At 71.2% G+C, this 14,803-nt stretch carries 13 protein-coding genes and 1 tRNA gene; 9 read left to right on the forward strand and 5 right to left on the reverse strand.

Annotated features, from left to right (window positions below):
- On the forward strand, nt 1-927 hold a 927-nt coding region (locus GVN67_RS22875; RefSeq protein ID WP_159999647.1), incomplete at its 5' end, for a divergent polysaccharide deacetylase family protein.
- 11 nt (nt 928-938) lie between these two features.
- A complete protein-coding gene (locus GVN67_RS22880) occupies nt 939-1,415 on the forward strand; it encodes an RNA pyrophosphohydrolase (protein WP_159999648.1) in 477 nt (158 codons plus the stop codon).
- A 261-nt stretch (nt 1,416-1,676) separates the two neighbouring features.
- Here GVN67_RS22880 and GVN67_RS22885 read toward each other — a convergent pair whose 3' ends face one another.
- Both GVN67_RS22885 and GVN67_RS22890 read right to left on the reverse strand, forming a co-directional pair.
- Nucleotides 1,677-2,672: a threonine/serine dehydratase gene (locus GVN67_RS22885; protein WP_159999649.1), complete on the reverse strand. Its 996-nt coding sequence runs from the start codon at nt 2,670-2,672 to the stop codon at nt 1,677-1,679.
- 14 nt (nt 2,673-2,686) lie between these two features.
- Entirely contained in the window at nt 2,687-3,805 is a 1,119-nt protein-coding gene (locus GVN67_RS22890) for an FAD-binding oxidoreductase (RefSeq protein ID WP_235035430.1), read from the reverse strand.
- Nucleotides 3,806-4,055: 250 nt separating this feature from the next.
- Here GVN67_RS22890 and GVN67_RS22895 point away from each other — a divergent pair, with 250 nt between their 5' ends.
- The 7 genes from GVN67_RS22895 to mdoH all read left to right on the forward strand — a co-directional run bounded on the left by GVN67_RS22895 (nt 4,056) and on the right by mdoH (nt 12,138).
- A complete protein-coding gene (locus GVN67_RS22895; protein ID WP_235035431.1) occupies nt 4,056-5,333 on the forward strand; it encodes an ABC transporter substrate-binding protein in 1,278 nt (425 codons plus the stop codon).
- Nucleotides 5,334-5,397: 64 nt separating this feature from the next.
- Entirely contained in the window at nt 5,398-6,336 is a 939-nt protein-coding gene (locus GVN67_RS22900; protein ID WP_159999652.1) for a carbohydrate ABC transporter permease, read from the forward strand.
- Nucleotides 6,336-7,229 (forward strand): carbohydrate ABC transporter permease, encoded by an 894-nt coding sequence (locus GVN67_RS22905; protein WP_159999653.1) that lies wholly within the window; start codon nt 6,336-6,338, stop codon nt 7,227-7,229. Before GVN67_RS22900 ends, GVN67_RS22905 begins: the two co-directional genes overlap by 1 nt.
- 15 nt (nt 7,230-7,244) lie before the next feature.
- Nucleotides 7,245-8,345 carry an ABC transporter ATP-binding protein gene (locus GVN67_RS22910; protein WP_159999654.1) on the forward strand — a complete coding sequence of 367 codons (1,101 nt, stop codon included), beginning with the start codon at nt 7,245-7,247 and terminating at the stop codon, nt 8,343-8,345.
- The gene (locus GVN67_RS22915; protein WP_159999655.1) at nt 8,342-9,103 is read left to right on the forward strand and encodes an SDR family oxidoreductase; all 762 of its coding nucleotides are present in this window, start codon (nt 8,342-8,344) and stop codon (nt 9,101-9,103) included. Before GVN67_RS22910 ends, GVN67_RS22915 begins: the two co-directional genes overlap by 4 nt.
- Nucleotides 9,104-9,217: 114 nt before the next feature.
- Nucleotides 9,218-10,297, forward strand: coding sequence for a malate/lactate/ureidoglycolate dehydrogenase (locus tag GVN67_RS22920; protein ID WP_159999656.1), 1,080 nt, complete (start codon nt 9,218-9,220; stop codon nt 10,295-10,297).
- Between the two features lie 80 nt (nt 10,298-10,377).
- The gene (gene mdoH, locus GVN67_RS22925; protein ID WP_235035432.1) at nt 10,378-12,138 is read left to right on the forward strand and encodes a glucans biosynthesis glucosyltransferase MdoH; all 1,761 of its coding nucleotides are present in this window, start codon (nt 10,378-10,380) and stop codon (nt 12,136-12,138) included.
- Between the two features lie 46 nt (nt 12,139-12,184).
- Here mdoH and GVN67_RS22930 read toward each other — a convergent pair whose 3' ends face one another.
- The 3 genes from GVN67_RS22930 to GVN67_RS22940 all read right to left on the reverse strand — a co-directional run bounded on the left by GVN67_RS22930 (nt 12,185) and on the right by GVN67_RS22940 (nt 14,754).
- Complete coding sequence (locus GVN67_RS22930; protein WP_159999658.1) at nt 12,185-13,234, reverse strand: Gfo/Idh/MocA family protein; 1,050 nt, start codon at nt 13,232-13,234, stop codon at nt 12,185-12,187.
- Entirely contained in the window at nt 13,231-14,373 is a 1,143-nt protein-coding gene (locus GVN67_RS22935) for a Gfo/Idh/MocA family protein (protein WP_159999659.1), read from the reverse strand. The genes GVN67_RS22930 and GVN67_RS22935 overlap by 4 nt, the downstream gene beginning before the upstream one ends.
- Nucleotides 14,374-14,680: 307 nt before the next feature.
- A tRNA-Met gene (locus GVN67_RS22940) sits at nt 14,681-14,754 on the reverse strand.
- Between the last annotated feature and the right edge of the window lie 49 nt (nt 14,755-14,803).

Here is a 14,803-nt window from a genome sequence, read left to right on the forward strand (position 1 = left end):
GTGCCGGACGACAGCGGCATCACCATCGCCGCCCTGCCCCCCGCCGGCCCGGCCGAGCTGCTGGCCGCGCCGCCCGACGCGCCGCCGCCGCCGCCGCTGGCGCCGCATGCCGACAACAGCCCGGCCATCGCCATCCCGGCGCCCGACCCGGCGCTGCTGGAGCCCTCGCCCTTCGGCGGCCTGCCCCGCGTCACCACCGATGGCCGCGAGCCGCGCCAGCTCTATGCCCGCCCCTTCGACCCGGCCGAGCGCCGGCCGCGCATCGCCCTCGTCATCGGCGGCTTCGGCAATTCCCCCACCCGGTCGGAGGAGGCGCTGCGCCGCCTGCCGCCCGCCGTCACCGCCGCCTTCAACCCCCAGGCCCTGCGCCCCGACCTGCTGCTGGCCCAGGCGCGCGCCAGCGGCCGCGAGGCGATGCTCGGCCTGCCGCTGGATTCGACCAATGGCGAGGTCGCCGAGCACAGCCTGCGCCCCGGCCTGAAGCTGTGGGAGAACCTGGAGCTGCTGCACCGCGCCATGGGCCGCATCGCCGGCTATGCGGGCGTCGTGGGCGCGCTCGGCAACCAGCGCGGCGAGCGCTTCGCCGCCGAGGCCGGCCAGCTGGAAGCCGTGCAGGAAGAGGTCCAGGCGCGCGGGCTGTTCTATCTCGACGCCCGCCCCGGCGCCGCGCCGCCGCTGGAAGGCGCCGGCGCCACCATCGACCTGGTGCTCGACGAGCCGCTGACCCGCGGCGAGGTCGAGCGCCGGCTGGCCGCCCTCGAGCAGATCGCCCGCCGCAACGGCAGCGCCATCGGCCTGGCCGCCGAGCCCTCGCCCCTGCTGGTCGACCGCATCGCCGCCTGGGCCGCCGGCCTCGAGGGCCGCGGCCTGGTGCTGGCCCCGGCCAGCGCGGCGCTGCGTGGCGCCGCCCCCTCCGCCTCCCGCTAAGGCCTCTCCCGATGTCCGACCTGCCCTACCGCCGCAATGTCGGCGCCGTGCTGTTCAACCGCGCCGGCCAGGTGCTGATCGCCCGCCGCGCCGATGTCGCCACCGACGCCTGGCAGCTGCCCCAGGGCGGCCTGGACGACGGCGAGGAACCGGCCGAGGCGGTGCTGCGCGAGCTGGCCGAGGAGGTCGGCACCGCCGAGGCCCGCATCTTGGGCGAGGTGCCGGACTGGCTGACCTACGACCTGCCGCCGGAACTGCTCGGCAAGGCGCTGCGCGGCAAATACCGTGGCCAGAAGCAGCGCTGGTACGCGCTGGGCTTCACCGGGGATGACAGCGCCATCCGCCTGGACCTGGACCCGCACCCGGAATTCAACGCCTGGCGCTGGGCGGATCTCGAAGCGCTGCCGGACATCGTGGTGGCGTTCCGCAAGCCGATCTATGCGCGGCTGGTCGTGGAATTCAGCCAGTATAAGGACTGGGCTCGGTAGCAGCCGGGGGCTCCGCCCCCAGACCCCCGCCGGGGTGACAGTGTCACCCCGGACCCCGCCATTCCTTGGCACCTTGAGGCCAGAGGCGGGACGCTATTTCACGTAAATCGTGGGCGTGGCGCCACCTCAGAGCTCGCGGTGATTATAAAAATCTCCGCATGCACCGGGGCGCCGAAGCTGCTTCGGTGAGAAACGCAAAATGAATGTGGGGGCCTGGGGGCATTCAATGCCCCCAGATTCTTCTCTTCCCCCGCCTTCTCTTCACCCCGCGGCAAGAGCCTGCGCGAACACCGCCGGATCGACATTCCCCCCCGACAGCACGATGCCGATGGTCCGCCCCTGGGCTGGCAGCTTCCCCGCCAGCAGCGCCGCCAGGGCGACTGAGCCGCCGGGCTCCACCACCACCTTAAGCGCCTCGAAGGCGAAGCGCATGGCGCGGAACACCTCCTCCGGGGTGACGTAGACGCCGCCGGCCAGGCGCGGCTGGTTGATGGCGAAGGTCAGCTCGCCCGGGCGCATCGACAGCAGCGCGTCGCACAGGTTCAGGCCCTGGCCGTCATTCGCCAGGCGCTCGCCGGCGGCCAGCGACCGCGCGGTGTCGTCCCAGCCCTCCGGCTCCACCGCCCAGACTTCCGTCCCCGGCGAGGCGCCCTCGACGGCCAGCGCGCAGCCGGCGATCAACCCGCCGCCGCCGGCCGCCGTCGCCAGGGCGTCGAGGGTCAGGCCGGCCGCGCGCGCATCCTCGATCAGCTCCAGCGCCAGGGTGCCCTGGCCGGCGATGACGTGCGGGTGGTCGAAGGGCGGCAGGACGGTCGCGCCGCGCTCGGCGGCCAGCCGGGCGGCGAGCGCCTCGCGGTCGGTGTTGTGGCGGTCGAAGAAGGTGATTTCGGCGCCCCAGCGGCGGGTGCTCTCGACCTTGATGGCCGGCGCCCCCTGCGGCATGGCGATCAGCGCGCGCAGCCCCTCGGCGGCGGCGGCGGCGGCGATGGCCTGGCCGTGATTGCCCGAGGAATGGGTGACCACGCCACCCTGGCGCTGCGCCGCGTCCAACTGCAGCACGGCGTTGGTGGCGCCGCGGAACTTGAAGCTGCCGGTGCGCTGCAGCGGCTCGGGCTTCACCAGCACGGTGCCGCCGGCCAGCTGGTCCAGCAGCGGGTGGCGCAGCATCGGCGTGCGGACGACGCGGCCGGCCAGGCGCCGCGCGGCGGCCTCGACATCGGCGAAGGTGGGGAGCGGCGGCGGGCTGATCGCGTTCATCGTGGGGCGGGCCTTCAGGCGGGAACGGGCAGGAAGCGGCGGGGGTCGACCAGCGGGGCGATGGCGGCCAGCGCCCCCGGATCGGCATCGTTGACCAGGGCTGCCAGCAGGCGGCCCTGGGCGGGCGCGGTCTGGATGCCGTAGCCGCCCTGGCCGATCATCTGGAAGAAGCCGGGCGCGCCGGACGGGCCGATCGCCATCGAGCGGTCGGGCAGGAAGCTGCGCAGCCCGGCCCAGCGGTGCTCGACGCGGCGGACCGTGATGTCCAGCGCCTGGGTCAGGCGGTCGACGGCGATGGCGATGTCGAGCTCGTCGGGCTGGGCGTCGCCGGGGTCGCTGTCGGTCTCGTCGGCGGGGGACAGCATCAGCCGGGTGGCGGCCTCGGGGCGGGCGTACCAGGTGGCGCCGATATCGCCGACCAGCGGCCAGTCGGCGACCGGCCAGGGCGCGGGGTCGATGATCAGCGCGGTGCGCCGCTTCGGCTGCAGCCCGAGCCGCGGCAGCCCGGCCATGGCGTTCACCGCGTCGCCCCAGGCGCCGGCGGCGTTCACCAGGATCGGCGCGGCGAAGCTGTCCCCGGCCTCGGTCTCGACATGCCAGAGGCCGGCGCGGCGCGCGATGCGGGCGGCGCGCTGGTGGGGCAGGATGGCGGCGCCGGCCGCGCGGGCCATGCGCAGAAAGCCCTGGTGCAGGCTGGCGACATCGATATCCAGCACGACGCTTTCCAGCGCCGCGGCCGCGGCGTAGCCGGGGCGCAAGGCGGGGACGATCCGCCGTGCCTCCTCGGGCGAGATCGCCTGGAAATCGGGCGTCGCGGCGATGGCGGCCTCGAGCTCGGCGACCTGGTCGGGCGGCGCCAGGTGCAGCGCGCGGCGCGGCGTGGTCAGCGGCGTCTCGGCAAAACCCGCCGGCGGGGCTGTCAGGAAGGAAAACGAGGCGCGGGTCAGCGCGCGGCTGTCGGCATGGCCCCAGTTCGGCTCCCACAGCGCCGCGGAACGGCCGGTGCTGTGCAGGCCGGGCCGGTCCTCGGCCTCGAGCAGCGCCAGGCGGCGGCCGGGCGCCAGGTGGGCGGCGGCGCTGGCGCCCGCCATGCCGGCGCCGATGACCAGCGCGTCGAATGTCTCACTCTGCATGGCGCGGCATCCTGGGCCGGGCATGAAAACCCCGCAAGTGGCCCGGGCCCTCGCCATCAATGATTGCCAGCCCCCTGCGGCAATGCCTAACCTCACCGTCGCAACGAGTGGCCGCAAAGGCCCGGCGGCATCCAAGCCGCCCGTGCGAGGAGGTTACGGAATGGAAGGCAAAGGGATTCCCCGGGGGGTTCCCCGGCGCACGCTGCTGCGTGCATCCGCTGCCGGCGCCGCCGCGGCGGCCCTGCCCCTGGTGAACGTGCATGGACAGACATCGAGCGGCAAGCTGGCGCTGGGGCTCTGGGACCACTGGGTCCCGGCCGGCAACGACGGCATGCGCAAGCTCGTCACCGAATGGGGCCAGAAGAACCGCGTTGAAATCCAGCTGGATTTCATCACCTCGGTCGGCAACAAGAACCTGCTGACCATCGCTGCCGAGTCGCAGGCGCGGCAGGGCCATGACATGCTGTCCTTCCCGACCTGGGAGGTGCATGCCCAGGCCGAGAAGCTCGAGCCGCTCGACGACATCATGGGCCGGCTCAGCCAGAAGTATGGCGCGCTGAACCCGATCGTCGAATACCTGGGCAAGGTCGAGGGCAAGTGGCGGGCGGTGCCGGCCATCTCCGGCAGCCAGAACAAGCCGGCGCTCGGCCGCATCGACCTGCTGAAGCAGCATGCCGGCGTCGACATCCAGGAGATGTTCCCGGCCAATGCCAATGCCGGCGGCAAGGCCGCCGACTGGAACTGGGACACCTTCCTGCGCGCCGCCGAGGCCTGCCAGAAGGCGGGCGTGCCCTTCGGCCTGCCGGCCGGCCAGTTCACCGACGCCACCGACTGGATCGGCAGCCTGTTCCGCAGCTTCGGCGCCGAGCTGGTCAACGCCAAGGGCGACATCACCGCGAAGAGCGATGGCGTCCGCCGCGTGCTGGAATACAGCCAGAAGCTGTTCGCCTTCCTGCCGAACGACGTCTTCTCCTGGGACGACGCCTCGAACAACCGGGCGCTGATCTCGGGCAAGTCGGCGCTGATCTTCAACCCGCCCTCCGCCTGGGCGGTGGCCAAGCGCGACGCGCCGGCGGTCTCCGAGCATCTCTGGACCTTCCCGGCGCCGGCCGGCGCGCAGGGGCGCTTCACCCCCTACCTGCCGTATTTCTGGGGCGTCTGGAGCTTCAGCCGCAACAAGGGCGCGGCCAAGGCGCTGGTCGAGTTCCTCAGCGAGCGCGACCAGGCGGCGGCGATGGTGGCCGCCAGCAACGGCTACGACATCCCGCCCTTCACCAGCATGACCGACTTCGACACCTGGGAGAAGGAAGGGCCGCCGACCGGCGTGGTCTACAACTACCCGGTCAAGCCGCATCACCAGGCGCAGCAGTTCATCGCCTGCTACCCGGCGCCGCCGGAGATCGCGGTGCAGATGTACAACCAGGGCATCCAGGCCAAGATGATCGCCCGGGTCGTGCAGAACAAGGAACCGATCGACCGCACCATCGCCTGGGCGGAGCGGGAGCTGGAAGGCTTCAAGCGCGGCTGACCCCGAACCGGGGCGCCGCGCTGGCGCCCCGCCTTTCCTCCCGCCAACCGCGAGGGAGTCCGGCATGTCCCAGGGCACGCTTTCCGTCCCCACCGAACCGGCCGAAGCGACGCCGCGCAACACGGCGCTGAAGCGGCTGGCCCGGCGCAATTCCACCACCGCCTTCCTGCTGACCCTGCCGCTGATCCTGCTGATCCTGGGGCTGGTGATCTATCCCTTCGCCTATGCCATCTACCTCTCCACCCTGAACCGCCGCATGACGCGCTTCATCGGCTGGGAGAATTTCACCTTCCTGCTGGGGCGCGAGACCTTCTGGAATGTCGTGTTCCAGTCGGTGCTCTTCGCGGTCTCGGCGGTGCTGCTGAAGGCCTTCATCGGTTTCGTCCTGGCCCATGTGCTGCACGCCCTGCCGTCGAAGGGGCAGCGCAAGTGGCGCGGCATGCTGCTGGTGCCCTGGGTGATCCCGCCGGCGATCTCGACGCTGGCCTGGTGGTGGCTGTTCGACCCGTCCTATTCCGCCTTCAACTGGGCGCTGATGGGCATCGGCGTCGACCCGGTGCCCTGGCTCGGCCAGGCCGGCTGGGCGCGCTTCTCCGTCATCCTGGTCAATGTCTGGTACGGCTCGCCCTTCTTCATGATCATGTACCTGGCGGCGCTGAAATCGGTGCCCGACCAGCTCTACGAGGCGGCGGCGATCGACGGCGCCAGCGGCTGGCAGAAGCTGCGGCACGTGACCTTCCCGATGATGCGCAACGTCATCTCGATCACCGTGCTGTTCAGCCTGATCGTCACCTTCGCCAATTTCGACATCGTCCGCATCCTGACCAATGGCGGGCCGCAGGACACCACGCATGTCTTCGCGACCTATGCCTTCCAGGTCGGCATCCAGTCGGGCGACATTCCGCTGGGCGCCTCGGTCAGCCTGTTCATGTTCCCGCTGTTGGCGATCTTCGCGATCTTCACGCTGCGCGGGGTCAACAAGCGCTCGAAGGAGATGTCGTGATGGGCACCGTCACCGCCACGCCCTTCGTCCCGGCCGAGATCAAGCAGGGCAGCCTGCGGCGCGAGCGGCGCTGGGCGCTGATCGGCGCCTATCTGGCGCTGGCCGTCTTCGTGATCTTCTTCATGGTGCCGCCCTTCCACATGCTGATGACCAGCTTGAAGAGCTCGGCCGAGATCGCCGATCTGTCAGGCAATCCCTGGATCGTCAGCCGGCCCACGCTGCAGAACTACTGGGAGCTGCTGACCCAGGGGAACTACCTGATCCATTTCCGCAACTCGGTGATCGTCACCGTCTGCACCGTGATCATCAGCATGATCATCTCGGTGATGGCGGCCTTCGCCCTGGCGCGGATGAAGTTCTGGGGCAGCGCAACATTGGCAACCGGCGTCTTCCTCACCTACCTGGTGCCGGAGACGCTGCTGTTCATCCCGATGTTCCAGATCATCGGCAGCCTCGGCATGTACAACAACATGTGGGCCATGGTGCTGATCTTCCCGACGCTGACCGTGCCCTTCTGCACCTGGATCATGATCGGCTACTTCGCCTCGATCCCGAAGGAGCTGGACGAGGCGGCGCTGATCGACGGCGCCAGCCACCTGCAGATGCTCTGGAAGATCTTCATTCCCGTGGCGCTGCCGGGCATCCTCGCCGCCATGATCTTCGCCTTCACGGTGTCCTGGGCGGCCTTCATCTATCCGATCGCCTTCCTGGTCAGCTCCGACCAGATGCTGCTGACCGTGGGCATCGTCTCCGACCTGATCCGGGCGGATACCTTCCAGTGGGGCAAGATCATGGCCGGCGCGCTGATGGCCGCCCTGCCGCCGCTTCTCGTCTACGCTTTTCTCATGGACTATTACATTGCCGGCCTGACCGCCGGCGCCACCAAAGGCTGAGGGGGACGACAACGCATGGCCCAGGTAACGCTCCGCAAGGTGGTCAAGGCCTATGAAGGCGGCGTGCAGGCGGTGAAGGGCATCGACCTCGACATCGCCGACCATGAATTCGTCGTCCTCGTCGGCCCCTCCGGCTGCGGCAAGTCGACCACGCTGCGGATGATCGCGGGGCTGGAGGAAATCTCCGACGGCGAGATCTCCATCGGCGGCAAGGTCATCAACGACGTGCCGCCGCGCGACCGCGACATCGCCATGGTCTTCCAGAACTACGCGCTGTATCCGCACATGACGGTCTTCGACAACATGGCCTTCGGGCTGATGCTGCGGAAGTTCCCGAAGGAGGAGATCAAGCGCCGCGTCGACAATGCCGCGCGCATCCTCGACATCGAGCCGCTGCTGGCGCGCAAGCCCAAGGCGCTGTCCGGCGGCCAGCGCCAGCGCGTCGCCATGGGCCGCGCCATCGTGCGCGACCCCAAGGTCTTCCTGTTCGACGAGCCGCTGTCCAACCTCGACGCCAAGCTGCGCGTGCAGATGCGCACCGAGATCAAGAAGGTGCACCAGACGGTGCGCACCACCACCGTCTACGTCACCCACGACCAGGTCGAGGCGATGACGCTGGCCGACCGCGTCGTCGTCATGAACCACGGCATCATCGAGCAGGTCGGGCCGCCGCAGGAGCTCTACCACCACCCGCGCACCCGCTTCGTCGCCGGCTTCATCGGCAGCCCGGCGATGAACTTCATCCCCGGCCGCCTCGAGAACGGCGCCGGCGCGCTGCGCGTCCACCTGCCGAACGACATCGTCCTCAATGTCCCGGCGGAGCGGACATCTCGTTACGCTGGCCAGGCCGGGCGCGAGATCCTGTTCGGGATCCGCCCCGAGCATCTGACGGAAGCAAAAAACCTCGACCGCCCGAATGTCGCGCAGCTGGTCGCGACGCCGGAGGTCACCGAACCGATGGGCATGGAGACGCTGGTGCATTTCAAGCTGCTGGGTGCCGAGATCTGCGGACGGGTCGACCCCTCCGCCCCCGCCTCGCCGGGGCAGCCGCTGCCGATGGCGGTGGACCTGAACCACATGCATCTGCTCGAGCCGCAGTCGGGGCGCGTCCTTTGAGCGGGTCGTCGCAGAAGATCGCCTGGGTCACCGGCGCCGGCACCGGCATCGGCCGCGCCGTCGCGCAATCCCTGGCCGCCGCCGGCTGGCGCCTGGCGCTGACCGGAAGGCGGGAGGCGCCGCTGCAGGAGACCGCGGCGCTGCTGCCCGATGGCGCCCTGGTGGTGCCGGCGGACCTGACCGACCAGGCCTCGATCGAGGCCGCGGTCGCGAAGATCGAGGCGGAGCTCGGCCCGGTCGACATGCTGGTCAACAATGCCGGCACCAATGTGCCGCGCCGGCACTGGCACCAGCTGACGCCGGCCGATGTCCACACCCTGGTGCAGGGCAACCTGACCGCGCCCTTCCTGACCAGCCTGGCGGTGCTGCCGGGGATGAAGGCGCGCGGCGGCGGGCTGATCGTCCAGGTGGCGTCGATGGCCGGCAAGGGGACCTCGGCCGTCTCCGGCCCCGGCTACAGCGCCGCCAAGACCGGCTTCGTCGCCATGTCGGCGGCGCTGAACGCCGAGAACGGCATCCACAACATCCGCAGCACCTGCATCTGCCCGGGCGAGGTGGTCACCCCCATCCTCGACTTCCGCCCGGAGCCGGTCTCGGCCGAGGATCGCGGCCGCATGCTGCAGCCGGAGGATATCGCGGCGGCGGTGCTCTTCGTCTCCACCCTGCCGGACCGCGTCTGCATCAACGAGATCCTGGTGACGCCGACCTGGAACCGCTTCCAGGCGCCGCTGGCCCAGAAGGTCGCCGCGATGGCCTGACCACCAGCCGGCCGGGACATCCTCCCGGCCGGCGCTTTCCCTGCTGCGAGGGCTTGTCACGCGGCGCCATCGCGCCATGCTGACCGGACCAAGAAAGCAAAGCAGGAAACGCCCATGACCCCGGTGCTGGTCCCCGCCCCGCAGCTCGAAGCCCTGGTTCGCGACATCTTCGTCGCCTCCGGCGGCAGCCAGGAAGAATCGGCGGGCATCGCCCATCACCTGCTCGGCGCCAATCTCGCCGGGCATGACAGCCACGGCGTCGTCCGCGTCCCCCGCTATGTCGAATGGCTCGAGGCCGGCCATGTCTATCTCGGCCGCTCCGCCAAGGTCGTCACCGATGGCGGCGCCTTCGCCCTGCTGGACGCCGAGTTCGGCTTCGGCCAGACGGTCGCCGCCGAGGCCACCCGCCTGGGCATCGCCCGCGCCAAGACGCACGGCGCCGCCGTCATCGCGCTGCGCAACGCCGGCCATGTCGGCCGCATCGGCCATTACGCCGAGATGGCGCTGGCCGAGGGGCTGCTCTCCATCCACCTGGTCAATGTCGCCGGCTCGACGCTGGTGGCGCCCTTCGGCGGCGTCGAGCGCCGCTTCTCCACCGCCCCCGTCGCCATCGGCGCGCCGCTGGACGGAAGGCCGATCGTGCTCGACTTCGCCACCTCCCGCGTCGCCGAGGGCAAGGTCCTGGTCGCCTCCAACGGCGGCAAGCCGCTGCCGGAGGATTCGCTGATCGGCCCGGATGGCGAGCTGACCGGCGACCCGCACATGCTCTACGGCGAATACGACAAGATCGGGCCGCGCAACGCCGCCGGCGGCCTCGGCGCCATCCGCGCCTTCGGCGACCACAAGGGCTCCGGCCTCGCCTTGATGTGCGAGCTGCTGGCCGGCGCCTTCACCGCCGGCGGCTGCTCCGGCCCGGTGGCCGAGCGGGGCCGCATCTGCAACGGCATGCTGTCGATCTACCTCTCGCCCGAGCATTTCGGCACTCAGGCCGAGTTCCAGCGCATGGGGCGGAACTATGTCGACTGGGTCGCCTCCTCCCGCCCGGCCGACCCGGCCTATCCGGTGCTGCTGCCCGGCGAGCCGGAGGCCGCCACCCGCGCCGCGCGCCTGGCCGAAGGCGTGCCGCTGCAGCCCGATACCTGGACCGGCATCCTGCAGACCGCCGAGCGGCTCGGGGTCGCGGTTCCGGCCTGAGCCCCCGGCTTTCGGGGGATGCCGCATCCCCCGCCCCACTTCGGCGCAAATCCGCCATTTTCGCGTGAAGAATGGCCAGCGTGACCGCTCCTCTCCCCCTTCGCCCGAGTCCTGCCGAGCGGCCCGGCCTGCGCCGTGCCGCCTTCTTCCTGACCTGCCTGGCGATCGGGCTGGGGTTGTCCGCCCTGGCCTGGCGGGTGCTGGCCCCTGACGGCTGGACCGGCTGGGAGGTGGCGCTGATGGCCGCCTGGCTGGGCACCCTGCCCTGGACCTGCCTCTGCGCCGGCAATGCCCTGTTCGGCTTCGTCCTCGGCCTGGCGCGGCGCGATCCGGTGGCCAGCGTGGTGCCGGGCTGGCAGCGCCACCCGGTGCTGCCGCCGCGCGCCCGCACCGCCATCGCCGTCTGCCTGCGCAACGAGAGCATGGCCGCGGTGCTGCCGCCGCTCGCCCGCCTGCTGGACGGGCTGGAGGCGACGCTGGGCCCGGCCGCCGCCGCCCGCGGCTTCACCCTGTGGCTGCTGTCCGACACCCAGGACCCGGTGGCCGCCGCGGCCGAGGACGCCGCCATCGCCCGCTTCGCCGCCGAGCGCGACGACCGCGGCATCGCCCTCCACCACCGCCGCCGCGCCCTGAACACCGGCTTCAAGGCCGGCAACGTGATGGATTTCCTCGACGGGCCGGGGCGCGGCTTCGACTTCTTCCTCTGCCTCGACGCCGATTCGGAAATGTCGGCCGCCGCCGTGCTGCGGCTGGTCGCCACCATGCAGGCCGAGCCCCGGCTGGCCATCCTGCAGCAGCTGATCGTCGGCCGCCCGGCCGACAGCGCCTTCACCCGGCTGTTCCAGTTCGGCATGCGCGCCGGCATGCGCAGCTGGGCCACCGGCCAGGCCTGGTGGCAGCTCGACCAGGGCCCCTACTGGGGCCACAACGCGCTGATCCGCGTGGCCCCCTTCCGCGCTCATGCCCGGCTGGAGCCGCTGGCCGATGGCCGCGCCATTCTCAGCCACGACCAGATCGAGGCGGTCCGCCTGCATGCCGCCGGCTGGAAGGTGCGCTGCGTCCCCGAGGAGGCCGGCAGCCAGGAAGGCAACCCGCCCAGCCTGCCCGACTTCCTGACCCGCGACCGCCGCTGGGGCGCCGGCAACATGCAATATTTCTCGCTGCTGCGCCTGCCGGGGCTCACGGCGATGGGCCGCTGGCAGCTGGTCCAGGCGATCCTGCTGTTCCTGTCGGCCCCGCTCTGGCTGCTGGTCATGCTGGCCGCCATCGGCAACGCTGTCTCCGGCGGCGGCGAGGGCACCCCCCCTGCCGCCCTGGCCGCCCTGCTGATCGCCAACTGGGCCGCGATCCATGCGCCGAAGCTGCTCAGCTACCTGGCGCTGCTGCTGCGGCCGAGGCGCGCCGCCCCCTATGGCGGGCCGATGGCGGTGGCCCGTGGCGCGGCGGCGGAAATCCTGTTCACCACCCTGCTCGACCCGGTCAGCCTGGCCAGCAAGGCGATCTTCCTGGCCGGCCTCGCCTGCGGCCGCCGCATCGGCTGGGCGCCGCAGAACCGCGACGCCCATGGCCTGGCCTGGCGCGATGCCGCCCGTCTGCTGTGGCCCGAGACGCTGCTGGGCCTGGCCGGGCTGGCGACCCTGGCGGCCGCCGGCGGCACCGCCTGGGCCTGGGGCCTGCCCTTCCTGGCGCCGCTGGTGCTGGCCGCGCCCTTCGCCGTGCTGACCGCCTCGCCGGGGTTCTCCCGCTGGATGCGCAACGCCCGCCTCTGCGCGACGCCGGAGGAGCTGGCGCCGGAGCGGGTGCCGGTGGCCGTGCGGGAGCCCGCCTTGGCGGCGGGGTAGGTGGCAGGCCGGGGGGAGGGTGTTCCCCCAGGCTCCTGCCGTCCTGCTATCGCGGCTGCCGCAGGCCTTCGGCGATCAGCTTCTGCAGCTGCAGCGAGAAGACGGGCGGCAGGATCGGGCTCTGCTTCTGCCCGGCCCTGAGCAGGCCGCAGAAATGCTCGGCCTCGGGGCGGTAGTGGTCGCTGCCATAGGGCAGGTGCTCGGTCCCCGGCTTCGGCAGGGCCGCCTTGAGCCGCCGCAGCAGCGGATTCTCCTTCAGCTTCTGCTTCAGGCTGACCGCATGGGTGGTGCTGCCCGAGGAGGGGATCGGCGCCTGCTCGGCGACCAGCCTCTCGGGATGCATCACCGGCGCCGGCAGCAGGAACGAGGCGCGCGGGCCGCTGACGCGGACCTCGTTGGCCAGCAGCCCGGTCAGCGAGGCGGCGAGCTGCGAGGTCCAGCCATTCTCGTGCTCGAGCAGCAGCGCGGCCTGGATATCGGTGCCGCCGGCGCCGCGGGTGACGCTGGCCTGCATCCGCGCGACCGGCCCGGCCAGCAGCAGGGCGGTGGCCAGCGGGTAGATGCCGCGGTCGAGCATCACGCCGGCATCGGCGGCGAAGAGGCTGGGGCGCAGGCTGGGGTCTTCGGGATAGCCGAAGCTGGCCTGCAGCAGGCCGGGCCCGCCGAGCTCGCCGCCGGCGATGCGCGCCGCCAGCCGGGCATAGGCGGGCAGGAAGGGGGTGCAGATGGCCTCCATGAACAGGATGCCGGAACGGCGCACCGCCTCGAGCGTGGCCTCGGCCTCGGCCAGGTCGAGGGCGAAGGGCTTTTCACACAGCACCGCCTTGCCGGCGGCGGCGGCGATGCGGACGGCCTGGGCGTGGTCGCGATTGGCATTGCCGACATAGACGGCGTCGAGCGACGGGTCGGCCAGCAGCAGGGCGGCGCCGGCAACGCCCTGGGGGATGCCGTGATGGCGGGCGAAGGTTTCTGCTCGCTCGGCGCTGTTGGAGGCGACGCCGACAACCTGGACCCCGGGCAGCGATTGCAGGGTGCGGGTCATGCGGGCGGCCATGGCGCCGGTGCCGATGATGCCGAAGCGCAGCGTGTCGGTCACAGGCCGTAGCTCCCGTTCTGCTCGGCCCAGGGCATCGGCGCGATCGGGGCGAAGCGGCTTTTCACCGGCTGGGCGGCGCCCTGGTCGAGGGCGTCCTGGATGGCGAGCGTCACCTCGGTCAGGTGCAGCGCGAAATCGGCACCGAGCCGGGCCGGGCGGCCGGCGGCGATGGCCTGCAGCATCTCGGCCGGGCCGAGCATGAAGTTCATGCTGGCAGCACCCCGGCGGCCGACCTTGGGATGGGTCGGGCCCTTCAGGCGGAAGCGGTAGGTCAGCGGGGCCTCCACCAGGCGACGGCGGATACGCAGGCGCTTGCGGATGCGCACCGCGGCGGTGTTGGCCCAGCACTCCTTGAGCTCGAGCGTGCCGGTCTCGCCGAAGATGCGCAGCGCATGGTCGTGGCGGGCGATGATGCTGCAGGTCAGCCGGGCGACCATGCCGCCCTCGAAGAACAGCGTGGCGACGGAGAAGTCCGGGGCCGGCTTATCCCCGTTTTCCAGCATGACGCCGGAGACATGGGCGGAAGCTGCGGCGACCTGGCGGATCGGGCCGAAGATGGCCATCAGCCAGGTCAGGTAGTAGCCGGCATGCTCCAGCGTGCAGCCGACGGCGAACTCGTCCTGGTGCGGCCAGGGGGCGCCCGATTCGCTGATCCAGTGCCGGTAGGGGGCCTGGGTGATGTAGCCGTCATCGAGCTCGGCATAGACCAGGCGCGGGGTGCCGATGGCGCCGCGGCGGATGGCGAGCCAGGCGGCCTGGGCCGATTCGCCCAGCACGCTGCAGGGGGCGGAGGCGATCTGCAGGCCGCGCTCGGCGGCCAGGCGGTGCAGCTCCTCGGCATGGGCCAGGGTCGTGGCCAGGGGCTTCTCCGAATAGACGGGGAAGCCGGCCTCGAGGCAGGCGCGGCTGACCGCGTCATGCGCGCCCGGATTGGTCAGGTTCAGCACCAGGTCGGGGCGGGCGTCGAAAACGGCCTGCAGGCTGTCGACCACCGGCGCCTTCCAGTGATTGGCGAAGGCGGTCCGCCGCGCCGGGTCGGTGTCGAAGGCGGCAGCCAGGGCGATCTCGGGGAAGGTCTCCAGGCTGCGCATGTAGAGATCGGCGACGAAGCCCATGCCGATGATGGCGATCCTGCTCATGCGCTGCCCTGCTCCGACGTTTGCGGGGAGAGCTATAGCGGATGCGGCGGGGGATAAGGAATTGCGCCGTGCTCGACGCTCTCGCCACGCAGGATGGCGGCCACCGCCGCCTGGTTGGCCAGCGGCAGGCCCTGGGCCACGCTTTTCGCGTCGAAGCTTTCGGCCTCGCCCGGCGTGAGGATGACCTCGGGCCGGGGTCAGGAGATGCGTCGTGTCGCCTCGGCCGTGATTTCGGCGGGGGATATGGACAGCAAAAAGCCCTGCGGGCTCTCGTTTGGAGAGCCTGCAGGGCTTTTTGAATGATGGGATGCGGGGACAGGATTTGAACCTGTGACCTTCAGGTTATGAGCCTGACGAGCTACCGGGCTGCTCCACCCCGCGGTGGTGAACTGCGTCGATGCAAGACAAGGTGTTGTGTCCGGCTTGGTGG

Origin of the sequence: Roseomonas sp. 18066 (assembly GCF_902706185.1) — a bacterium.
Taxonomy (GTDB): Bacteria; Pseudomonadota; Alphaproteobacteria; order Acetobacterales; family Acetobacteraceae; genus Pseudoroseomonas.